The 22,716-nt window shown below is 64.1% G+C and carries 19 protein-coding genes and 1 pseudogene; 15 read left to right on the top strand and 5 right to left on the bottom strand.

Annotated features, from left to right (window positions below; all coding sequences use genetic code 11):
- The first annotated feature begins 44 nt into the window (after positions 1–44).
- A complete protein-coding gene (gene gcvPB, locus ACK8CP_RS11450; protein WP_414831865.1) occupies positions 45–1,619 on the top strand; it encodes an aminomethyl-transferring glycine dehydrogenase subunit GcvPB in 1,575 nt (524 codons plus the stop codon).
- Positions 1,620–1,627: 8 nt separating this feature from the next.
- Here the strand turns inward: gcvPB and ACK8CP_RS11445 are convergent, their stop codons facing one another.
- Positions 1,628–2,401, bottom strand: a complete 774-nt coding sequence (locus ACK8CP_RS11445) for a sulfite exporter TauE/SafE family protein (protein WP_414831864.1) — start codon at positions 2,399–2,401, stop codon at positions 1,628–1,630.
- 247 nt (positions 2,402–2,648) lie between these two features.
- On the opposite strand from ACK8CP_RS11445, the gene ACK8CP_RS11440 reads away from it, so the two are divergent.
- From ACK8CP_RS11440 to ACK8CP_RS11415, 6 genes are all read left to right on the top strand, one after another.
- Entirely contained in the window at positions 2,649–3,629 is a 981-nt protein-coding gene (locus tag ACK8CP_RS11440) for a 1-phosphofructokinase family hexose kinase (protein ID WP_234629437.1), read from the top strand.
- A gap of 136 nt (positions 3,630–3,765) precedes the next feature.
- A complete protein-coding gene (locus ACK8CP_RS11435; protein WP_414831863.1) occupies positions 3,766–4,083 on the top strand; it encodes a hypothetical protein in 318 nt (105 codons plus the stop codon).
- Positions 4,084–4,344: 261 nt separating this feature from the next.
- Positions 4,345–4,983 (top strand): cell wall hydrolase, encoded by a 639-nt coding sequence (locus tag ACK8CP_RS11430; RefSeq protein ID WP_234629435.1) that lies wholly within the window; start codon positions 4,345–4,347, stop codon positions 4,981–4,983.
- Between the two features lie 276 nt (positions 4,984–5,259).
- Positions 5,260–7,452 (top strand): methyl-accepting chemotaxis protein, encoded by a 2,193-nt coding sequence (locus tag ACK8CP_RS11425; RefSeq protein WP_414831862.1) that lies wholly within the window; start codon positions 5,260–5,262, stop codon positions 7,450–7,452.
- Between the two features lie 257 nt (positions 7,453–7,709).
- Complete coding sequence (locus ACK8CP_RS11420; protein WP_414831861.1) at positions 7,710–8,492, top strand: hypothetical protein; 783 nt, start codon at positions 7,710–7,712, stop codon at positions 8,490–8,492.
- 411 nt (positions 8,493–8,903) lie between these two features.
- Positions 8,904–9,563, top strand: coding sequence for an isochorismatase family protein (locus tag ACK8CP_RS11415; RefSeq protein WP_414831860.1), 660 nt, complete (start codon positions 8,904–8,906; stop codon positions 9,561–9,563).
- Between the two features lie 63 nt (positions 9,564–9,626).
- Here the strand turns inward: ACK8CP_RS11415 and ACK8CP_RS11410 are convergent, their stop codons facing one another.
- Both ACK8CP_RS11410 and betC read right to left on the bottom strand, forming a co-directional pair.
- A complete protein-coding gene (locus tag ACK8CP_RS11410) occupies positions 9,627–10,118 on the bottom strand; it encodes a DUF523 domain-containing protein (RefSeq protein ID WP_414831859.1) in 492 nt (163 codons plus the stop codon).
- Positions 10,119–10,131: 13 nt separating this feature from the next.
- Positions 10,132–11,646, bottom strand: coding sequence for a choline-sulfatase (gene betC, locus ACK8CP_RS11405; RefSeq protein WP_414831858.1), 1,515 nt, complete (start codon positions 11,644–11,646; stop codon positions 10,132–10,134).
- Between the two features lie 506 nt (positions 11,647–12,152).
- Here betC and ACK8CP_RS11400 point away from each other — a divergent pair.
- From ACK8CP_RS11400 to ACK8CP_RS11375, 6 genes and pseudogenes are all read left to right on the top strand, one after another.
- On the top strand, positions 12,153–13,955 hold the full coding sequence (locus tag ACK8CP_RS11400) for an ABC transporter ATP-binding protein (protein ID WP_414834248.1): 1,803 nt from the start codon (positions 12,153–12,155) through the stop codon (positions 13,953–13,955).
- 118 nt (positions 13,956–14,073) lie between these two features.
- Positions 14,074–14,811, top strand: a complete 738-nt coding sequence (locus ACK8CP_RS11395) for a spermidine synthase (RefSeq protein ID WP_414831857.1) — start codon at positions 14,074–14,076, stop codon at positions 14,809–14,811.
- 8 nt (positions 14,812–14,819) lie between these two features.
- Positions 14,820–15,473 (top strand): class I SAM-dependent methyltransferase, encoded by a 654-nt coding sequence (locus ACK8CP_RS11390; RefSeq protein WP_414831856.1) that lies wholly within the window; start codon positions 14,820–14,822, stop codon positions 15,471–15,473.
- A gap of 95 nt (positions 15,474–15,568) precedes the next feature.
- A pseudogene (locus ACK8CP_RS11385) lies at positions 15,569–15,820 on the top strand (type II toxin-antitoxin system RelE/ParE family toxin).
- A gap of 25 nt (positions 15,821–15,845) precedes the next feature.
- Positions 15,846–16,142, top strand: coding sequence for a HigA family addiction module antitoxin (locus tag ACK8CP_RS11380; RefSeq protein WP_414831855.1), 297 nt, complete (start codon positions 15,846–15,848; stop codon positions 16,140–16,142).
- Between the two features lie 270 nt (positions 16,143–16,412).
- Positions 16,413–17,624: an MFS transporter gene (locus ACK8CP_RS11375; protein ID WP_414831854.1), complete on the top strand. Its 1,212-nt coding sequence runs from the start codon at positions 16,413–16,415 to the stop codon at positions 17,622–17,624.
- A gap of 82 nt (positions 17,625–17,706) precedes the next feature.
- Here ACK8CP_RS11375 and ACK8CP_RS11370 read toward each other — a convergent pair whose 3' ends face one another.
- Positions 17,707–19,113, bottom strand: coding sequence for a sigma 54-interacting transcriptional regulator (locus ACK8CP_RS11370; protein ID WP_414831853.1), 1,407 nt, complete (start codon positions 19,111–19,113; stop codon positions 17,707–17,709).
- Positions 19,110–20,960 (bottom strand): two-component system sensor histidine kinase AtoS, encoded by a 1,851-nt coding sequence (gene atoS, locus ACK8CP_RS11365; RefSeq protein WP_414831852.1) that lies wholly within the window; start codon positions 20,958–20,960, stop codon positions 19,110–19,112. The genes ACK8CP_RS11370 and atoS overlap by 4 nt, the downstream gene beginning before the upstream one ends.
- A 421-nt stretch (positions 20,961–21,381) precedes the next feature.
- Between atoS and ACK8CP_RS11360 the strand changes: the two genes are divergently transcribed.
- Both ACK8CP_RS11360 and ACK8CP_RS11355 read left to right on the top strand, forming a co-directional pair.
- Positions 21,382–21,975: a CoA transferase subunit A gene (locus tag ACK8CP_RS11360; RefSeq protein WP_414831851.1), complete on the top strand. Its 594-nt coding sequence runs from the start codon at positions 21,382–21,384 to the stop codon at positions 21,973–21,975.
- Entirely contained in the window at positions 21,976–22,632 is a 657-nt protein-coding gene (locus ACK8CP_RS11355; protein WP_414831850.1) for a 3-oxoacid CoA-transferase subunit B, read from the top strand.
- Positions 22,633–22,716: the final 84 nt, after the last annotated feature.

The raw sequence follows: 22,716 nt of genomic DNA, 5'->3' as shown, positions 1-22,716 counted from the left end.
CGCCGTTGTTTTTCATCGCCGCGCGCGATTTTGGAGACACCTTCATGGTGAATGACGAACATCTTGCCCCGAGCCTCGCCACTCTGAAGCCGAAGCGGCCGACCTTTTCCGGCAACAAGGCGCTCGATATTTCCGAGCCGCTGTTGTTCGAGCTCGGCCGCGACGGCGTCTCAGGCGTTGATATCGAAGAGCCCGCGGCCTTCACGCCGCGTCTCGGTGGCCAGGAGCGGCAGGCGGCGCTCGATCTGCCGGCCCTCTCGGAGCCGGAAGCGATGCGCCACTACGTCCGCCTGTCGCAGAAGAATTACGCCATTGACATGGGGATCTATCCCCTCGGCTCGTGCACGATGAAGCACAATCCGCGCCTCAACGAGCAGATGGCGCGGCTGCCGGGCTTTGCCGACCTTCATCCGCTGCAGCCGGTCGGCACCGTGCAGGGAGCGCTCGAGCTCATCCACGAATGCGGCCGCTATCTCTGCACATTGACCGGTATGGCCTCCGTCGCCATGAGCCCGAAAGCGGGCGCCCATGGCGAGCTTTGCGGCATGATGTCGGTGAAGGCAGCGCTTGCCGCCCGCGGCGAGGATCGTCGCACCGTCCTGGTGCCGGCCTCCGCGCACGGTACCAATCCGGCGACGGCCGCGCTCCTCGGCTTCAAGGTCGTCACCGTGCCGGCCGGCGAGGACGGCACCGTGGCCGCCGAGATGGTGCGCGAGATCTGCGCCAAGCATGAAGGCGATGTCGCTGCCTTGATGTTGACCAACCCCAACACCTGCGGGCTGTTCGAGCCGCAGATCGTGGCGATCGCCGAAGCGATCCATGAGGCGGGGGGCTATTTCTACTGCGACGGCGCCAATCTGAATGCGATTTTGGGCAAGGTGCGGCCGGGCGATCTCGGCGTCGACGCCATGCATATCAATCTCCACAAGACCTTCTCCACCCCGCATGGGGGTGGCGGCCCCGGCGCCGGGCCGACGGTTTTGTCGGAGGCGCTTGCGCCCTTCGCGCCGCTGCCGCTGATTGCGAAGACCGAGGAAGGCTATCGTCTCATCGAGACGGCGGAAGACTGCGAGGAGAAGCCGTTCGGGCGCATGACCGCCTTCCACGGCCAGATGGGTATGTTCGTGCGGGCGTTCGCCTGGATGCTGTCGCACGGCGCCGACGGCATGCGGCAGGTGGCCGAGGACGCGGTGTTGAACGCCAATTACGTGCGTGCCCGCCTGCAGGACCTGATGTCGCTGCCTTTCCCGGATCATCCCTCCATGCACGAAGTTCTCTTCGACGAGAGCTTCCTGGAGGAGACGGAGGTCACGACGCTCGATTTCGCCAAGGCGATGATCGACGAGGGGTTCCATCCGATGACCATGTATTTCCCGCTGGTCGTCAAAGGCGCGATGCTGATCGAGCCGACGGAATCGGAAAGCCGCGCGTCGCTCGATGTCTTCACGGCGACTTTGCGCGATCTCGTGATGTCCGCGAAAGCAGGGGATACGGCGCGCTTCGTCGACGCGCCGCGCTTCGCACCGCGCCGCCGGCTCGACGAGACCGGTGCCGCCCGCAAGCCGGTGCTGCGCTGGACGCCGCCTGCGAGCGAGGCAGAGGCCGAGGCGGCCGAATAAGGCCGCCTTCAGGCGAGGAGGAGCACGACGCCGCGGCGCAGAAGATCGAGCGCCAGAAGCGAAACGACCAGGCGAAAGCCCAGGCGGAAGTTCTCCTCCTTGAGCCCCTTGAGGATGCGCGTGCCGAGCGCTGTGCCGATGAAGCCCGCCACCACCATGGCGACGAGGAACGGCAGCCATTCGGCAAAGGCGAAGCCGACGGCGACGAACGCCACCACCTTGAAGAGGTGCTGGGCGGTCATCATCACGGCATGTGTGCCGATCACCTGCATGCGGTTTGAAAGAGCCGGACCGACGAAGGCGGCGACGAAGGGGCCCGTCGCGCCGAAGAACATGGTGAGGAACGTCGAGAAGAGCCCGACGAAGCCGAACAGCAGCCGCTGCGCCCCGAGCTTCATCGCCGGCAGCTTCGTCCAGATCATCACCAGGATGAAAAGCCCGAGCCCGGTCTTCAAAAGGGCTTCCGGCAGGGCGACGACGAAACGCGCGCCGAGAGCCGCGCCGATGACGCTGCCCACCAGGAACGGCCAGATCAGGCGCCATTCGGCGTGCCGCCTTTGCAACAACGCCCGCCCGGCATTGGAGCCGAGCTGGACAACGCCGTGAACAGGGATAAGTGCAGGCACCGGCAGAGCAAGCCCGAGGGCAGCAAGCATGGCTATGCCACCGCCGAGCCCGAGGGCCGCTGTCAGAGCCGAGGTGACGACGCTCGCTGCGATGAGCAGGAGAGCGGCAAGAATGCCGAGGCTGTCAGGAAGAAGGACGGAGAGAAAGCTTTGCATTCGGCGGGTGATCGATATCCTGTCGGCCTGCTCTCGCCCCGATGGCTGATGATGGCAAGGCTGGCCGGTGGGCAAATATGCGGCATCGTCCGGCGCAAAGCGAGGCGAGCCGGATGCCATTCTCCTTCGGGCTCCCGGTTCTGCAATCTCCTCCTTGGCGCCGAATTTGCATGGCGGCGACACAGCTGCTTCAAGGTTGCGTGATAAGGCGGCTCGCCGAATCGCGCGCTCTCATGTTGGGGAATTCATGCCTTCAATCGTTACGCTAACCGTCAACCCGACCATCGATGACACGAGCGAAGCCGAACTCGTTCGGCCGGTGCACAAGATCCGCACGCACCGCGGACGGATCGATCCAGGCGGTGGCGGCGTCAACGTGGCGCGCGTCGTGCATCGTTTGGGTGGTGACGTCGAAGCGATCGTCTGTCTCGGAGGCGCCACTGGCGCCCTGCTCGATGAGCTTTTGGAGCGCGAGGGCGTCAAGCGGTCGGTGGTCTCCATCGCCGGGGCGACGCGCATGGCCCATGTGGTTTTCGAGACCGCGACCGGACAGGAATATCGCTTCGTGCCTGAAGGCCCGACCCTGTCGGAAGAGGAGCAGAACGCCTGCTTCAAGCGTGTGGAAGAGACCGAATGCGACTACTTCGTTGCAAGCGGCAGCCTGGCGCCCGGCGTGTCCGAGGATTTCTACCCGCGCATCGCCGAGATGGTGACGAAGAAGGGCGCCAAATTCGTGCTCGACACGTCCGGCCTGCATCTCAGCCGCACGCTCGCCGGCAACAACGTCCTCCTCGCCAAGCCGAGCCTCGGCGAACTCGGCAGCATCGTCGGCCAGGACCTGCATGGCCCGAAGGCGGCGGCAGTTGCCGCCCGCGATTATGTTCAGCACGACGGGGTCGGCATGCTCGCCGTCACGCTCGGGCGCCATGGCGCTCTTCTCGTGACGCCCGAAGAGACGCATTTCTGTCGGCCTCCGGAGGTGAAGACGCGCTCCGCATCCGGCGCCGGCGACAGCTTCCTGGCCGCGATGGTGCTCGCCATTTCTCAGGGCAAGACGCCGGACGATGCCTTGCGTCTGGCAACCGCATCCGGTGCGGCGACTGCTCTGACGCCCGGTACGGCACTTTGCTATCCGGAGGATGTGGAGGGTCTCTATGAAGAAATCTCGACCCAGCGCATCTGGCCGGTTGATACGGAGAAAGCCGCGCGCCGACGTTCGATCGCCTGATTAAACGCCCGAAAGCGAACACAAAAAGGAACCAATTGCCTCTTTCCGGACTTGTGCTGAGGAATGCGGCGCTGCCTCTGTCGATCAGACAGATCGCCGCGCCCCGAGGTTCAAGTTCATTTGAGGAGAGAGGTACATGTCGCAGGATAGGCTCGTTTCGAAAGCGTTTGTTTCGGCAGCCTGCATCGGGCTCGCCGCTTTCATGACGATCGCTTATTCTACGATGGGCGAAGCGACCATGGGCGAGGCGGCCGTTGACCGGACGGCGGCGGCCTCCGTCGCCGAATTGTCGCCGAAGACGCGCGTCGCCCGCGCTCTGGATACGGCCTGCGCCCACGATACCTGGCCCAATATCACGCCGGGCTGCGAAGCCGGCGCAACGCGCCTCAAGGCCGATCGGACGGTCCCCCTCACGCATCCGAGCGATGTGCGTCTCGCCACCTCGCTGCAGTGAGGCACCGCAGTGTGGTATTGAGCTGACACCATGCCGCGGGAGCGCCCGCGGCATTCTTGTCTTCACGCTGCGAATTTCCGGGCAAATATCGAGATCCTAAGGCTTTATTTACCGCTTTCTGGACAATGCGACCCTTGAGGCGGCTCGTCGCCGCCCACCGGGTCGCGAATGTTTGTATCTCGTCGTCTTCGCCTGATTTCCTCGTTCCTTTCCCTCGGCGCCGTGCTGGCCCTGGCCGGCTGCGGTCACTCGCCGCGACGCATGAGCGATTTCGAATGCATGCAGCGCGTCATGTATTTCGAATCCAACCGCTCCAGCCCTGACGGCATGCTGGCCGTCGGCACCGTCGTGATGAACCGGGTGAAGTCGAAGGATTTTCCGAATTCGGTCTGTGCCGTCGTCGGCCAGAAGAAGCAGTTCGCGCCGGGCGTTCTGTCGAAGCCCATGACCGACAGCGGCAAGCCGCTGGCGGCCAAAATGGCGAAGAAGGTCCTTCGCGGCGCTCGTCATCCCGGGGTCGGCAAGGCCCGCTTCTTCCATACGGCCGGCTACAATTTCCCTTACACCAACATGCATTATGTCGTGCTGGCTGGGGGCAACTCCTTCTACGAAAAGCGCAAGGCTCTGCCGGGCCGGCCAAACCGTCCGCAGGCGGAGGTCATTCTGGCGGCGAAGTTCAACAAGCCGGTGCGTCCGGTGCGCGAGGAGAGGCCGACGCTGCCGGAAGTGCGGCCTGAGCGGCCGATCATGGTGGCGTCCGCGCAATCGGTCGTGGCGCCGCGTATGCCGGTGCCGAGCCAGTCGACGCTGTTTGCACCTGCTGGCGGGCCGACCATGGCCCCCGATGCCCCAGCACCGCGCGCGCCGGCGTCGATCGAAGAGCTGATCGCCTTCAACTGACGGCCGTCGACGAACACGGGTCGTGCCGCATTCCGTGCGGCGGTGTTCCCGAGCCGATCGAAGCTTGCACCTGTGAAGCCGGTTTCCGGTTCGCCGGAGCCCCTGGCTGTGCTTGTCCTCCGCGACACTTTGTCTGAAGGGCCGGAAACGCCTCGACGGTCAGCTCTGATTGTCTGCCCGGCCTCTGTCGAAGGTTTGTCGATTAGAACGAATGCAAGCTCCACGCGAGCCTCTCCTCCTAGCCGATGGCCCAGACCTCAGGCAGGAGAGCCTTTCGTGAACATCCACTCCGTCAAGTTCAGGATCACCGCGTTATCCGCCGCATGCGTCATCGTTTTGACGGCCGTGCTTCTGGGCTTCGGGATTTACGCCGCCCGCGACACGTCGCGCTACGTCAATGAAAACGTGGACGAACTCCTCGACCGGACGAGCAAGGAGTCGCTGCAGCGGCTGGCGAATGCCCAGGCCGGAACGATCCGCGCCGAAGTCGACATGGCCTTCGATGCTGCCCGCAATATGGCACGTACTTTCGAGGTGATGGCGAGCAGTGGCGGGACCGCAACCCCGATCTATCAGCGTCGCGATCAACTGAATGCGGTTCTTCTGAGCGTGTTGAAGGACAATCCGCGCTTCAACGGCACGTACAGCGCCTGGCTGCCGAATGCGCTCGATGGCCGGGATGATATGTACGGCGATCGCAAGGACGTGGGATCGGATGCCACCGGTCGCGTCCTGCCGTACTGGACGCGCGACGCGGACGGAAAGATCGCGCTTCAGCCGCTGGTCGAATACGACAGCGAGGCCCTGCATCCGAACGGCGTCATGAAAGGCGGTTGGTTCCTGGGGCCCCAGAAGACCGGGGATGAGAGCATCCTCGCCCCGCTTCCCTACATCGTTCAGGGCAGGTCGGTTTATCTCGCCACCATGTCGGTCCCGATCATGGTCGACGGCAAATTCGCGGGTGTGGCCGGTGCCGATTTCGATCTTGCCTTCCTGCAGAAATTGGCTGAGCAGGTGAACGCCGACACGTACGCGGGGAAGGGTGCTGTCACGATCGTCTCCGGTGCCGGTCTCGTCGTCGCGGCGAGTGACGATCCGCAAGCCATCGGCGGCTCATACGAGACAATTTCCGCCAGTGCCGCCGAGGACATGGACATCCTGAAGGACGGGCGGGCAACGGTGAAAACCGACGAGGCGAGCGACACCCTCAAGGTTTTCGCGCCTGTGGAGCTTGGGCGTACGGACCAGGTCTGGTCTGTCGTGATCACCGTGCCGCGTCAGGTCGTTCTGGCCGAGGGCGACAAACTCGCCAATTCGCTGGCAGAACGTGGTCGCGAGGATCTCATGTCGCAGGTGCTCGTCGGCCTTGCCGTGGTTTTTGCCGCTCTTGTTGCCATGGCCGTCGTCGCATCCGGCATCTCACGCCCGATCACGCAGCTCACGGGTGCCCTTCGGCGTCTCGCCTCTGGCGAGGCGGTGGAGGAAATCGCGGGCGCTGAGCGTCGCGACGAGATTGGCGCCATCTCCCGTGCCGTCGACCAGATCCGTATGCGCATTGAAGAAGAGGTCCGCCAGAAGGCCGCCGAAGAGGAACAGAACCGCATCAAGCAGGAAGACGAACGCCGCCGCACCATGCACAAACTCGCCGACGAGTTCGAAGAGGCGATGGGCGGTGTCGTTCGTGGCGTCGTTGCTGCGACCGGGCAGTTGCAGGACGCCTCCGCGACGATGAGTTCGGCGACGGAAAAGGTCGCGCGGCAGTCGCAGACGGCGGCCGGCGCGTCGGCCGATGCATCCTCCAATGTCCAGACGGTGGCCTCTGCCGCCGAAGAGCTTGCCTCCTCGATTGCCGAGATCAAGCGCCAGGTCGACGAATCGGCCCGGATCGCAGGCGCGGCCGTCGGTGATGCGAATGGCACGGCCGGCAAGGTGCGCGACCTCTCGGCTTCCGCAAGCCGCATCGGACAGGTCGTCGACCTCATCAAGGACATCGCCGAGCAGACCAACCTTCTCGCCCTCAACGCCACCATCGAAGCGGCGCGTGCGGGCGAGGCGGGCAAAGGCTTCGCCGTCGTGGCGGCGGAGGTCAAGCAGCTCGCCGATCAGACATCTCGGGCCACTTCGGAGATCGCGGCCCAGATCTCGGAGATCCAGAATTCCACCTCCGATTCGGCCACGGCGATCGTCGGCATCACCGAGGTCATCGAGCAGATCAACCAGATCGCGACGGCCATCGCCACGTCGGTCGACGAGCAGGGTGAAGCGACCCGCGAGATCGCGGGCAGTGTCTCTCAGGCGTCCATGGGCGCGAAGACCGTCGCCGACAACATCGAGGGCATCAACGAGGCGGCCGCCGACACGACGGCCGTTGCCGGAAAGGTCGAAGGTGCCGCGACGACGCTCGGACAGCAATCGGAGACGCTGAAGGCGGTCATGGATCGCTTCCTCAGTACGGTGCGGGCCGCATGATCTGCCGGACGTCGCCACTTTCCGGCGCGACGCCTGAGAGCGGCGTTCGCCGATCCGGCGCCTTTCGCCCGTCTGCCATCTGGCGGACGGGCCGCCCCTTCTTTCCGGGTTTTCCGAGCCACGATCACCGCGCGCCTTTGGAAGCCTTGAGAGGCTACCGCAATCGTCTCGGATCCAGGCGCGCGACATGCAACTTTTGGTAGTGAATCGCGTGCTGTTCGCGTAGGCTGGTCCCGTGCACAATTGGGGAGGCCATTATGCGCACAGCATCGATAGCATTGTTTGCATGCGGCCTGGTTTTCGCCGCAAGCGAAGCCTGGGCGGCCTGCGGCTGCACCGGTATGAGCGTTGCCCGCACAACCGGCAACACGCAGATCATCTGCAGCACCGTCGACCAGGACGAGTTCGACGAATGCACCAAACGCTCCGGCAACGCCCGGACCATTTGTGGGACCACTTACGAATATGCGTGCCCGGTCGGGGTGAATAGCGAGGATTGGGGCGCCGACGAGCCCGAGCAGCGGACGGGCTTCGGCGTAACGGCGACGCTGACGGGCACCGCTTCGGAATGCACCTCCGGTCAGCTTCTGGCGATGACCATCACGGGAAACGGGGGGACTGAGGACAATCCGAAGATCAACCCGACCGATTCGACGGGAGGTCCGGGCGAACTCGTCACCGGCGTGACCTTCGACGTCGACAACAACGCGACCCATCGCTTCCCCGCTTATCCGATCGGCGGTGGCACGGCGACCAATCCGAAGTTCGGCGGTGACAATTATCGCTGGTCCGACAACGCGTCCGTTCTCATCGAACGCAAGGACGGGCTTTATCGCTGGTGGGACAACACCGACCAGGGCAAGGAGGATAAGGACGAAGATGCCTCCTGGCGCTACAAATTCGTTTCCTGGGTGAGGGGCAGCAGTGGCCAGCCGAGCTGCGCCTGCAGTTTCAATATTTCGGTGGACTGGGGATCGGATGAAGATCCCGATACCACGTACACGCAGGACACCGACTACAGCTCCCGCTGCAACTGGTGAGAGCCAAGGTCGAATAAGAGCGCGCGCCGTCTTCGGGCGGCCGCGCATGCCGGAGGAGAGGACCGGCTGATCGGCCTTCGCGCCTCGCCATGCGCGCCCCCCTGTCGCCAATCATGGGTCGCCGAATGACGTCTCGCCAAATTGTGGGCCGGCGCGCTGTGTTGGCGATACTGTGTCCGATTTGCCTCTCGGTGCAGCAAGTGCGATCGACCGCATTGCACTTTCGCGGAGCTTATGGCAGAGGCTATGTCATGATCTGCTCTGCCCGACCACAGACTTTTGGTTACTGGCGCTTCCGTTAGGAAGCGGCAGGGCGCAATCATTGTGTGACCATGCCGCCGTGTCTGGGCGGAAAGGTCATTTCAAGCGACACCAATCCCTGTCACGGCGGCCCTTCGAAGGGGAAGGCCCGTGAATGTGATCAACAAGGTCGATTGGACGATCCGTGCCGAGCGATCGGCGCTCCTAATCCACGATATGCAGCCGCATTACTGCGAGGCTCTCGATGAGACGGTGCACACCGATCTCGCCGATCAGATCTCGCGGCTTGCGAGGTTCTGCGCGGCGCGCGCGATGCCGATCTTCGTCTCGCAGGTGCCGCCTGCCCGGCTCGATTGCGAGCGCGGTCTGATGCGGGACATGTGGGGCAGGGGCCCGACCGACGGCGTCTCTGCGGAGAATGCGGGGCGGATGACGAACGCGCCCGCCCTCGACCCCGCGCTCGAGCTTGATGGCCTGTCGCTGATCCCGGTGACGAAGCGCAGCTATTCGGCTTTCTACGGCAACGATTTCGAGGTCATGCTTCGCCGGCTCGGCCGCGACAACCTGATCATCACCGGCCTCTATACGTCGATCGGCTGTCTTTCGACGGCGATGGACGCCTTCATGCGCGATATCCGCCCGTTCATGGTGGCCGATGCGCTCGCAGACTTCTCCAAATCCGAACATGAGGCCGGCCTCAAGAAGGCGGCTCAGACTTGCGCGCGTATCGTGGAGACGACGGAAGCGGTCGAACATCTGCAGGCACGCCGCCCGCAGCGGCCTTCCACTTGGGCGTTTGATGTTTGCTGAAGGGAGGGCGCGTCTTGATGCGGATGGACGCATCGCTGCAAGACGCGCCGCCGTCCCGAGGGCTTACGACGAGCCGAGACGCTCCGCGAGTGCGTCGATCTCGTGATTGGCAAAGACCTCGATGCCGTTTGCCCGCAACAATGCGCTCGTCACGCCCATGGCGGCATGTTTTCGGCCGCCGAAGCTGCCGTCGTAGATGAGGTGGCTGCCACAGGACGGGCTGCCGTCGATGAGGAGCGCGAAGGAGCAGTTTTGCGCGCGCGCGATCTGAAGCGCGGCTCTTGCGCCGGCGAGAAATCCTTCCGTGACGTCGGCTCCGGAAGTGTCGACGACCCGGCCGCGCCCGGCAAGAACGTCGTCGCCGCTACGCCCGTCTGCGATCTCGGCTGGCCTTCTCGGTACGGAAAAGCCGCCGATGAGTTCGGGGCAGATGCCGACGACACGGCCTTCGGCTCGCCACCTGGCAAGCGCCGGATGGTGAAGGGGTCGCGTGCCGCCGTCGTAGCGCACGGTTTCGCCCAGAAGGCAGGCACTGACGAGAATCCGCGATGGCATGGATAGCGACGGCTCACTCTCCGCGCGGAAAGCGTTGCGCGTCTTCCAGAATGTTCAAATCCATATGGTTGCGCATATAGCGCTCCGAGGCTCGCTGCAGCGGCTGATAATCCCACGGGAAATAGGCGCCGTTCCGGAGCGCTTCGTAGACCACCCAGCGCCGAGCCTGGCTCTCGCGCACCTCGGCGTCAAACGCCTTGAGGTTCCACTTCTCGCGCACAAGCGCCATGAAGCGGTCGATCTCGTCCTGGCAGGCCGGGTCTTCCGCGAGGTTCGTCATCTCGTCCGGGTCGCTTTCGAGATCAAAGAGGAGCGGCGCATCGACCTCGCAAAAGACGAACTTCCATTTGCCCTCGCGGATGGCGACGAGCGGGGCGATCGATCCCTCGGCCGCATATTCCATGAGGATCGGACCATGCTGGGCGCCGCTTGCGGCGAGCGGCAACAGGCTGCGCCCGTCCGTCCAGGGCATGATTTCCGACAGATCGATGCCGGCGAGGTCGGCGAGCGTCGGCACGACGTCGAGTGTGGAGACCGGTGTCTCGATGAGGCCCGGTGCGAGGCCGGGCGCTGCGACCATCAAGGGGACCCGCGCCGAGCCTTCGAAGAAGCTCATCTTGAACCACAGGCCGCGCTCACCCAGCATGTCGCCATGGTCGGAGAGGAAGAGGATGATGGTGTTTTCCGCCATGCGGCAGCGTTCGAGCGTGTCGAGGATCTCGCCGATCTTGTCGTCGAGATAGGAGACATTGGCGAAATAGGCGCGCCTTGAGCGGCGGATGTCCTCATGGCTGATGTCGAAGTTGAGATAGTCGCAGGATTCCAGGAGGCGCTTGGAATGCGCATCCTGCGCACCGAAGGGGATCTCTCCGATCCTCGGGGAAAGCTCCTCGCAATCCGCATAGCGATCCCAGTATTTTCGCCGTGCCACATAGGGGTCGTGCGGATGCGTGAAGGAAACGGTGAGGCACCACGGCTTTGAGACATGCCCGCGCGCCAGATCGTAGAGCTTGCGGTTGGCGTGGTAGGCGACCTCGTCGTCATATTCGAGCTGATTGGTGATCTCCGCCACACCCGCGCCGGTGACGGAGCCGAGATTGTGGTACCACCAGTCGATGCGCTCGCCGGGTTTGCGATAATCCGGTGTCCAGCCGAAATCCGCCGGATAGACGTCGGTCGTCAGCCGCTCTTCGAAGCCGTGCAGCTGGTCTGGTCCGACGAAATGCATTTTCCCGGAAAGCGCCGTCTGGTAGCCGGACCGGCGCAGATGATGGGCGTAGGTCGGGATCGAGGAGACGAATTCGGCTGCGTTGTCGTAGACGCCGGTGCGCCGCGGCAATTGCCCGCTCATGAAGGAGGCGCGCGCCGGCGCGCACAGCGGGCTCGCCGTATAGCAGTTCTGAAAACGCAGCGATCGCTCGGCGAGTTTGCTCAGTGCCGGCGTCTTCAGGAAGCCCGCCGGTCCGTCCGGAAACAGCGTCCCGTTGAGCTGGTCGACCATGAAGATCAGGATGTTGGGACGGCTCATGCGGGCAATTCCTCAAGGGTCGGCGTGACGAGACGGAGCGCGGAAACGGGGTGCACTCCGCGCAGACACTGCGTCAGCCGACAGCCGCAACACAAGAGCTCGTCGGACGAGGGTCTCGGACGTCGTGCGTGGCCGCAGTGCCACACGGCGCGCCCGCAATTGTCCGAAACACCGTCGACGGCTTGTCAAATCGGCGGAAGAGGAGCATAAGCCGCGCCGTTATGACCAGATTCGCTCTCTATCTCAGCATGATCCCGGTCCGTTCGTAACGGATCGCGTCCGTCAGACGGACGCCTGAAGGGGCTGATAGCCCCGGGGTTAGTGCCGGTCCCGCCGCTGCGGGACGATCGGTTCACCGATTTTCTTGAGAGCTTTCCATGTCCACCGCAGGCGCTTTGAGGCGCGGGCTTCGTGCCCTTCATTTCCGCAATTTCGTTCCGCTTCGGCATGCCGGCCGCACGCGGCCCGTGTGGCGCGCAGCCAACGGGCGGGTGGGGTTGGCCGGCATCGGGCGGGTGAAGTTCAATCTTCGTGGCGATGTGTTCTCCGCGGTTCTGGGCTTTGCCTTTGCGCGCTGGCGCGAGCAGCCGGGGCGTGTCGCGCTGATTGCCGGTATGGTGATCCTCGCCACCTTGGCGGAAGTTTTCACGCCGCTTTTCGCCGGCCGCATCGTCGATGCGATCGCCGCAGGCGCGGCCGATCCGGACGCCAGGCATTCGGCGATCGTGGCGTTTCTCACGGTGACCGGCCTCGGACTTGCCGCGGTCGGGCTCCGCCAGCTCGTCTTCTTCCAGATCATCACGCTGACCTTGAAGATGATCCGAGAGGTGGCCGAGGACGCCTTCCATCGCATTCAGCGCTTTTCGACCGACTGGCACGCCAACGCCTTCGCCGGTTCCACCGTGCGCAAGATCACGCGCGGCATGTGGGCGCTCGATCTGTTGAACGACACGCTTCTGGTCGCTCTTCTGCCGTCCTTTGTGGTGCTTGTCGGCGCAACCGCGCTTCTGGGCGCCTTCTGGCCGGTGATGGGGCTCGTCATCGGGCTGGGCGCGCTCGCCTATATCGCCGTCACCGTCACCCTGTCGGTGGGCTGGGTCGCACCCGCGGCGACGCTCGCCAATGCCTGGGACACGCGGCTTGGCGGCGCGCTCGCGGATGCGGTGAGCTGCAATGCCGTCGTCAAGGCGTTCGGGGCCGAGGATCGCGAGGAGGCGGGTCTCACGCGCATCCTGGCGAAATGGCAGCACCGCACGAGGCGCACCTGGCGGCGCGGCACGGTCGGCGCGGGCGCGCAGGGGCTGATGATGGTCGTCATCCAGGCGGGCATTCTCGGTGTCGCACTCGTTCTCTGGCAGCGGGGCGCGGCAAGCGCCGGCGATGTCGCCTTCGTCCTCACCATGTTCTTCGTGGTGCAGGGGCATCTGCGCGATATCGGCATGCACATCCGCAACCTGCAGCGGTCCCTCAACGATCTCGAAGAGCTCGTCGCGCTGAACCGTGTGCCGATCGCGATTGCGGACCGGCCGGGCGCGGGTGAGGCGAAGATCGCCGCGGGGGAAATCGTCTTCGACCATGTCGATTTCCACTACGGCAATCACGCGACGCCGCTTTACCGCGATTTCTCGGTGAAGATTGCGGCGGGCGAGCGGGTCGGTCTCGTCGGCCATTCCGGTTCGGGCAAGACGACCTTCGTCAAGCTGATCCAGCGGCTCTACGACGTGACCGGCGGCCAGATCCTGATCGACGGCGAGGATATTGCCGCCGTGAGGCAGGCCTCGCTGCGCCGGAAGATCGCCATCGTGCAGCAGGAGCCGGTGCTTTTTCACCGCTCGCTGGCCGACAACATCGCCTATGGCCGCCCCGGTGCGTCGCAGCCGGAGATCGAGCAGGCGGCGCGGCTCGCCCATGCCGACGAGTTTATCTCGCGGCTGCCGGAGGGCTACCGCACCATGGTGGGCGAGCGCGGCATCAAGCTGTCGGGCGGTGAACGCCAGAGGGTGGCGCTGGCGCGCGCCTTCCTGGTCGATGCACCGATCCTGATCCTGGACGAGGCGACCTCTGCACTCGATTCCGAGAGCGAAGTGCTGATCCAGGACGCGATGGAGCATCTGATGGTCGGGCGCACGACGCTCGTCATCGCCCATCGTCTGTCGACGGTGCGGGCGCTTGACCGCATCCTCGTCTTCGACCGCGGGCGGATCGTGGAGGAGGGCGACCATGCCGCCCTCATCGGCCGCGCGGGTGGCATCTATCGCCGCCTCTTCGAGCGCCAGGCGCTGGAGCTGACGAAGGGTCTCGTCATGTAATCAGCGAGGGGGCCATCATCCCCCTCGCACCACTCTTTGCCGTGTCACGACGACTTTGTTGCGCGCCGGTGCCACAGCAACGCCTTCCCTCGGCGGCCGGTTTGTGGTCGATGGGGCAATGAGTGCTCTTTTTGCGGAACTGGACTACCGCCCGACCCCGATCGGCCCCATCAGCCTGCGTCGGCGGCGCGAGTTGCGGCTGGGCGTCGACATCTTCGAAATCAAGCTCGGCGAGGAATTCCTCATGTCGAGCCTTTTCACGGCCTCCGAGATTGCGCTCGCCCGCCTCGGCATTGCGGCGCTTGCCGGCACCGACCACGATGTTCTCGTGGGCGGGCTCGGCCTTGGCTACACCGCCTGCGAAGTGCTTCGCCACGATGCTGTCGGCTCGCTCCTCGTCGTGGAATTCCTGGATCCCGTCATCGAATGGCATCGCACGGGGCTCCTGCCGAACGGAGCGACGATGGAAGCGGATCCGCGCTGTCAGATCGTCAGCGGCGATTTCTTCGCCGGCGCTGCCAGCGCGGCGGGGTTCGACCCTGAGACGGAGGCCCGCCGCTTCGATGCCATCCTCCTCGATATCGACCATTCGCCGGAAGCGCTGCTCGATGCACGCAGCACGAGCTTTTACCGTCCGGAGGGTCTTGCCGCGCTCGCGGCCCATGTGAAGCCCGGTGGCATTTTCGCACTCTGGTCCGACGCCTTGCCGGACGACACGTTCACCGAGCGCCTCAGAGCCGTCTTCGACGAGGCCTGGGTGGAACCGGTCACGTTTCACAATCCCCTTCAGGATCGCCCTTTCACGCAGAGCGTCTATCTGGCGCGCAAAGCAGTCGGCTCTTCGGCCGGCGCGTGAGGACGGCGATGGCGGAGGCGCGCGGGCAAGCCTGTCCGGTCTGTCGGGAAGGCGATGTCGAGCTTTTTCTCACCATTGACGGCAAAAACTACTGGCGTTGCGCGACCTGCGCCGCCCGCTATCTCGATCCTGCCCAGCGCCCGTCGCCGGCCGAAGAGCGCGCGCATTATCTGACGCATGAGAACGAGCCGGACGATCAGGGCTACCGCCGCTGGCTGTCGCGGCTGACGCGCCCGCTCCTGGAACGCCTTTCCCCCGGCGCGAACGGCCTTGATTATGGCTGCGGTCCCGGGCCTGCGCTCGCGAAAATCTTTGCCGAGGCCGGGCATCATATGGCGGTCTACGACCCGATCTTCGCGCCCGATCCCGCCCCGCTTGATGACCGCTACGATGTCGTCACCTGCACGGAGGCGGCCGAACATTTTCACGATCCGGCGGCCGAGTTCGATCGCCTGGCAGACCTCTTGAAGCCCGGTGGTCTTCTCGGTGTGATGACCATCTTCCAGACCGACGATGCCGGCTTTGCGAACTGGCGCTATCGCCGCGACCCGACCCATGTCGTCTTCTACCGCGCCGAGACATTTCACCTGATCGCCACCCGCCGCAGCCTCACCTGCGAAATCGTCGAAAAAGACGTCGTGCTGATGCAAAAGGGCGGGTGAGGCGCCGTCTCATCGTCTTGCCAGTCAGAGATGTATCATTATATGATACATGACGGAGGCGGGTGGTGATCGTTTCGACCAGGGGCAAGTTTGTTTTGGCCGTGGCGGAGGGGAAAGCTCCAAAGGGGTTCCCTGCCGATCTCATCTCTCGCGCCGAGCGACGGTTGCGCGCAATCGCGAACGCTGTCGAGCTCGATGATCTGCGCTCGCCGCCGGGCAATCGCTTGGAGAAGCTATCGGGAGACCGGACCGGCCAGCATTCGATCAGGATCAATGATCAATAGCGTATCTGCTTCGTTTGGACAGAGGCCGGCGCAGAGGATGTGGAGATCGTCGATTATCATTGAGACACCGACCATCAAGGAGGGTGACATGGCACTCAAATTTGCCCGGCCTGTTCATCCGGGCGAGTATCTTCGAGAGGAATATCTGAAGCCTTTATCGATGAGCCCGGGCGCACTGGCGAAGAAGCTCGGTCTGCCGCGCACGCGCATCGAGCGCATCGCGCGCGAGGAAGTCGGCATCACCACCGACACGGCGATGCGGCTCGCGCGCTATTTCGGCACGACCCCGCAATTCTGGATGAACTTTCAGGTCGCCTGGGAGATCGAGACGGCCGAACGGGAGCTGGCCGAGACGCTCGAGAAGATCGAGCCGATGGCGGCTTGAGTGACGATGCGTCCGTATCTCGCGCTGATCCACACGGAAGAGGGGGAGACGGGTTAGCCTGGCAACGTTGCCTCGGCGGCGGCCTCAGATGTCGTCTCCGCAAAAGGCGTAAGGAAGGGAGCGTGTGGCAAGCTTTCGATAAGAATGATGCGGCGCCGCGCAAAACAGATGAACGGGCCTCGAAGCGGCGTGGGCGCGCGGTATGTTGCGGTGCGGAGGGCGTTTCGGCTGCACCCGCCGGCGTCTCCCGCATCACCGAAAGGATAGTGAGTGACACAACGAGGCCATGGCAGCCTGGCGGTTTATTTCGGCGCCGTCTTCGCCTTTGCCGTCACCATGGTGGGCACCACCATGCCGACGCCGCTTTATCCTCTCTATCGCGGTCTTTTCGGGTTTTCCGAGCTGACGATCACGGTGATCTTTGCCGTCTATGCGCTCGGCGTCATGGCGGCCCTCATCAGCACCGGGCGCTGGTCGGATCAGCTCGGCCGCCGGCCGCTGCTGTTTGCGGGCCTCGCTGCCTCGGCGCTGAGCGATCTCGTCTTCTGGAATGCCGGCGGGCTTGGCATGATCCTTTTCGGGCGCGTTCTCTCAGGGATTTCGGCCGGCATCTTCACCGGCACCGCGACCGTGGCGCTCATCGAGCTCGCGCCGGAGCGTATCAAGCGCTGGGGCACGTTCTTTGCGACCTCCGCCAATATGGGCGGTCTCGGGCTCGGGCCGATGTTCGCCGGTGCGCTGGCGGAGTATCTGCCGGCGCCCCTCGTCCTGCCCTATGCGCTGCATTTTCTGCTGGCGCTTCTGGCGTGCCTCTGCGTCTGGCGCGCGCCGGAAACCGTGACGCGGCCGGATAAGTTGCAATTGAAGTTTCAGCGCCTTGCCGTCCCACGCGAGGTGCGGGCCGCCTTTGTGCCGGCCGGCATCGCCGCTTTCGCGGGCTTCATGGTCTGCGGCTTCTTTACCGCCGTGGCGCCGGCTTTTCTGGGTGAAGAGCTCGGCTACGACAACCATCTCGTCATCGGCTTCGTCTCGGGCATCTTGTTCATCGCCTCGACCGTCGGCCAGCTTCTGCAAAGCAATTTTCCGAGCGGAAGGCGGCTGCCGATCGGTTGCGCCATTCTCCTGACGGGCGTCGTCGTCATCGCAGTGGGCCTCGGCAGTGAGATGCTGTCGGCGATCATCGCGGGCGTTTTGATCGCCGGCTTCGGTCACGGCGTCGCGTTTCGGGCGGGGCTCGGCGCCGTGGCGGATGCGAGCCCACCCGACGAGCGGGCGAGCGTCGTGTCGACCTTCTTCATCGTCGCCTATGTGGCGATTTCGTTTCCCGTCATCGGCATCGGGCTCGCCGGGGCCTCGCTCGGCCTCAAGACGGCAAGCCTCGCATTCTCCGCGATCGCGGCCGTCCTCTGCTGCCTCGCCCTCGTTCTCCTGTTGCGGGGCGGCGGCGTGCGACCTCAGAACGCCTTCCCAGCCCGCGAATGAGCGGGGAGGGGCGGTGACAAGATTGCACGGATTGCTTTCAAAAAGACGCCCGGCGGCGCGGCAGATGCCGGCCGGGGGCGGCTCAGTTTTCCGCCTCTCCCGAGGCTGAGGCGAGGCCGTATTCCTGCAGCTTGTAGAGGAGCGTGCGCCGGCTGATGCCGAGCTCGACGGCGGTATGGCTGCGATTGCCCGAGTTGCGCGTCAGCGCGTTGCGGATCACCTGGCTTTCGAACTCGTTGACGAGCTCGCGCAGGGAGCCTTTGCGCATCGTCGCATCGAGGTTGCCGGTGTCGGCAAGTCCCTCGCTCGCCCCGGTGATGGAGGCGGGAAGGTCCTCGACCGTGATGACATTGGTCGTGCACATGACGACGGCATGTTCGATGGCATTGGCGAGCTCGCGCACATTGCCGGGCCACGGCCAGGCAAGCAGGCAGTCCATCGCCGAGGTGTCGAAGCCGCGGATGACAAAATTGTTTTCCGCGCAGAAGCGCTCCAGAAAATGCTCCGAGAGCAGCCGCACATCCTCCGGCCGGTCGCGCAGCGGGATGGTCTCGAGCGTGACGACGTTGAGGCGGAAATAGAGATCCTGCCGGAACGTCCCCTCCCGCACCATCTCCTGAAGGTTGCGGTTGGTCGCTGCCACGATGCGCACATCGGCCTTGATCGGCGTGCCGCCGCCGACGCGCTCGAATTCGTGCTCCTGCAGAACCCGCAACAGCTTCGCCTGCAGGCCCGGAGAAATCTCGCCGATCTCATCGAGGAAGAGGGTGCCGTGTTCGGCCTGCTCGAAGCGGCCGCGATGCCGGCTTGCGGCGCCGGTAAAGGACCCCTTTTCGTGGCCGAAGAACTCGCTTTCGTGCAGCCCTTCCGGGATCGCGGCGCAATTCACCTTGACGAAGGGATGGGCCGCGCGGGCGCTGCCGTAATGGATGGCGGCGGCGACGAGCTCCTTGCCGGTGCCGCTCTCGCCCTGGATGAGCACGGTCGCATTGCTGCGTGCGACCTTGGCGATCGTCTGCCGCTGCTCGATCATGCGCGGATTGTTGGTCAAAATGCCTTCCGCGCCGTAGCGCTCGGACAATTCGCGCCGCAGCGAGGCGATGTCGTGGCGCATCGCCCGGATCTCGAGGATCCGGCGCACCAGCATGCGGATCTCGTCGAGATCGAAGGGTTTCAGGACGTAATCGAAGGCGCCGTCCTTCATCGCCTGCACGGCGGTCCCGACCTCGGCGAAGGCCGTCATCAGCACGATCTGCGCGGTGCGGTCGATCTCCACGATGGCTTTCAGCGCATCGAGCCCGTTCATGCGCGGCATGCGGATGTCGAGCAGCACCACATCCGCATGCTGGCGCCGGAAGGTCTCCACCCCCTCCAGCCCGTCTTTGGCCACGACGACCTCAAGGCCCTCCTTCTGGAGGACCGCCTTGAGCATGTGGCAGATGGCCTGGTCGTCATCGACGACGAGAGCGACGGGTGTGGAATTGGTCATTCTGTTTTTTCTGATACCGGAGCGACAATCGGAATGCGAATCCGAACAACGGTTCCGTGGCCGGGCCGGCTGTCGAAACTGATGACGCCGTGATGCGCATCGATGATGCGGTGGACCATGGCGAGGCCGAGCCCCGTGCCGGTGGGCTTGGTGGAGAAGAAGGGATCGAAGACTTTGCCGACGTGATGCGGCTCGACGCCGACGCCGTCGTCGCGCACTTCGATGGCAATGTCGTCCGGGCCTTCCCGGGCCGCCGTGACGATGACGCTGCCGTCGTTGGTGATCGCCTGCAGCGCGTTGATGAGGAGATTGAGGAGCGCCTGTTTCAGCGCTTCGGCATCGGCGTCGATGTCCGGCAGATCCTTCTCGAACTGGAGGTCGATCTGCACGTTCCCCTGGCCCTTGGCGAGGAAGCTCACGTCTTCGATGAGATGGGCGACGTCGATCCTGCTGATCTTCGGCGGCCTAAGCCGGCCGAAGGCGAGAAGCTTGCCGATGGTGTCGTTGAGGACGTCGACCTCATGGATGATGATCGCCGAATAACGCCGCCATTCCTCCGGATCGTCGCAATCGGCGAGATATTGCACGAAGCCGCGGATCGAGGTGAGGGGGTTGCGGATCTCGTGCGCGATGCTGGCCGTCAGTTCGCCGAGCGCGGCCAGACGATCGGCGCGCATCACCTGCACCATGAGCCGGTCGCGTTCGCTGACGTCCTTGAGCACGACGACGGCCCCGATGCGTCGGTTCTCCGCATCGTGCAGGACGCTCGACGTGGCCGTCAGGCGCCAGACGGACTCCTTGCGCGGGATCTCGAGCGTCACCCCGATATGCGGGCGACCGGTGTCGAGCGTGTCGAGAAGGGCGCTCGCCACATGCATGTGATCGGCAAAGAGCGACCGGTAGGACTGGCCGATGACCTCCGTCGCCGGCACGTCGTACATCTGTTCCGCAGCGGGGTTGAACGCGGTGATCCGGCCGTCGACGTCGACCGCCACGACCCCGTCGGCGATGCTGGTGAGGATGTTTTCCGTGAGCGTGCGCGCATCGAGAAGTGCCATCGCCATGTTGTTGACGGCATCGACGATTTCGCCGAGCTCGCCGCGCAAGGGCGCGATCGGCTGTCTGAGATCATCCTTGAGGCGTGCGAGCCCGCCGACGATCATGTCGACTTCGTGCGACAGCCGCTTCGACATCAAATGAATGACGATGCCGGCGACCAGGATACCGCCGAGTGTGATGGCGAGAACGGTGCGGTCTACCGTCTGTTCCTGGCGCTCGATCGCGTCGGTGAATTCGTTTGCCCAGATATAGCCGATCACGTCGCCGTTGCGGCGGATCGGCCACATCGCGTTCATCACCGAGCCGCGCACGAGCGAGCCGAACTCCACATCGGGCTTGCCCGCGCGCATCACCGCGCGGCCGGGATGGTCGGGAGCGATCGCCTTCCCGACCGTGTGCCCGTAGCTGGCGCTCGGCCCGTAGGTGATGATGGCGTCGAGCCGGCGCGAGTAATAGCCGACGCCGACGCCGGGGTCTGACGCGGCGATCTTGTCCGTGATGGGGGCGAGCCTGGCATTGAGATGCTGGATCGCGGCCTGTCGGTCCTGCCAGCCGGACGGCAGATCGGCGAGAAGGGCATCGAAGCCCGTCCCGAGTTCGGCATCGAGGATGCGCGCCAATGAGAACAGCTTGTCCTGCTTTTCCTGCAGGAGCGCCTCACGGCCTTCATATTGCAGGATGACGCCGAGGATGACGATCGGCAGCACGACCATGATGAAGGATGTCAGCATCAGCCGCTGACGCATCTTTTCCGGCAGAACCCGCCGGCTCAGCCATCTCAGCCCCATCGGACGCTCCGTGAGATCATGCTGGCGAGCGGATCTGCCCGCATCAGGCGGTCGTCTGCTGTGAAGCCCGGACTCGAACATGATTGGCGCCTTCGGCCGTCGGGAGAGACGAAAGCCCTCCGCGCTGCCTGCTGGAAAGCTCTTGCGACGCCGGATTTATCTGCGCAGATGGAAGTAAAGTCTATGTGAAAAATTTTGCGCATTGCGCAAATACCTGCACAAAATTGAGGGTGCTATTTTGTCGCGGAACTACATCTAAGTCCGCAAGAAATAAGGGATCATGAAAACTGGCACGGTCTGTGCATTACATCTCCCGCAAGCCATCGCGTCGATGGGAAACGACGTAGATGAGGGAGAATAAATGTCAAAGCTATGCAGTTGTTCATGTGCTGTCGAAAGTATCGCTGACGGGTCGTCGGTGATGATCGGCGGTTTCATGGGTGGCGGGTCTCCACATCGACTGATCGATGAACTGGTCCGTCAGGGCAAGAAGGATCTCACGATCATCGCCAACGACACGGCACGCCCGGGGATCGGGATCGGCAAATTGATCGATGCCGGCGCGGTGAAACGTTTGGTCGCCTCTCACATCGGGCTCAACCCCGAAACGCAAAAGCGGATGATCGCCAACGAAATAGAAGTTGAATTGGTCCCGCAGGGCACGCTCGCGGAGCGTATCCGCGCTGGCGGCACGGGTCTCGGCGGCGTCTTGACGGCGACGGGCGTGGGCACGGTCGTCGCAGAGGGCAAGCAGACGGTCGAGATCGAAGGTGAGGATTATCTGGTCGAAACGCCTCTGAAGGCGGATTTCGCCCTCATCCACGCTCTGCGCTCCGACATGTTCGGCAACCTTCAGTACCTTCTGACCTCGCGGAACTTCAATCCGTCGATGGCGCTCGCGGGCGAGACGGTCATTGCCGAGGCGAGTGAGGTCGTGCCGGTCGGCATGATCCCTCCTGACCACGTCGAAACCGTCGGCGTCCTCGTCGATCACCTCGTTTCCTGGGAGGCATAAATGGAAGCCAAAACGCTCATCGCCAAACGTGTCGCTCAGGAAATGGTCGACGGCGATCTCGTCAATCTCGGCATCGGCCTGCCGACTTTGGTCACGAATTATCTGCCGGACGGCGTGCGCGTCTTCTTTCAGTCCGAGAACGGTCTGATCGGCATGCAGGCCCTGCCGGAGAAGGCGGCTGCCTTTGAGGATCTGACGGATGCCGGTGGCACCCCGGCGAGCTTCATCCCCGGTGCTGCGGCCTTCGACAGCGTCGCCTCTTTTGGCTTCATCCGCGGCGGACATCTCGACGTCACGGTGCTCGGCGGCCTTCAGGTCGACGAAGGTGGTCAGCTCGCCAACTGGATGGTGCCCGGCAAGATGGTTCCCGGAATGGGCGGTGCGATGGATCTCGTGACCGGCGCCAAGAAGGTGATCGTGGCCATGACCCATACCGCCAAAGGTTCGCCGAAGATCATCAAGAAGTGCAATCTGCCGCTCACCTCGGTGCGTCGGGTCGATCTCATCGTCACGGAAATGGCGGTCATCGAGCCGAGCGATGCCGGTCTCGTGCTCAAGGAGCTCGCTCCTGGTGTCTCCCTTGATGAGGTCAAGGCGGCAACCGAGGCTGAGCTTCTCGTGCCTGACGATCTCAAAGAGATGGCGCTCGCCGCCTGACGGTCGCGTCACGCCCTTACCCTCGACCGGCCTCCCTTCTCCGCGTCCAACCCCTTTGCAACCGCTCGGATCGAGCGGCTGAGA

The organism is Afifella sp. YEN Y35, assembly GCF_047553465.1.
Classification (GTDB): Bacteria; Pseudomonadota; Alphaproteobacteria; order Rhizobiales; family Afifellaceae; genus Afifella; species Afifella aestuarii.
This window is presented reverse-complemented; position numbering and strand designations above follow the sequence as displayed.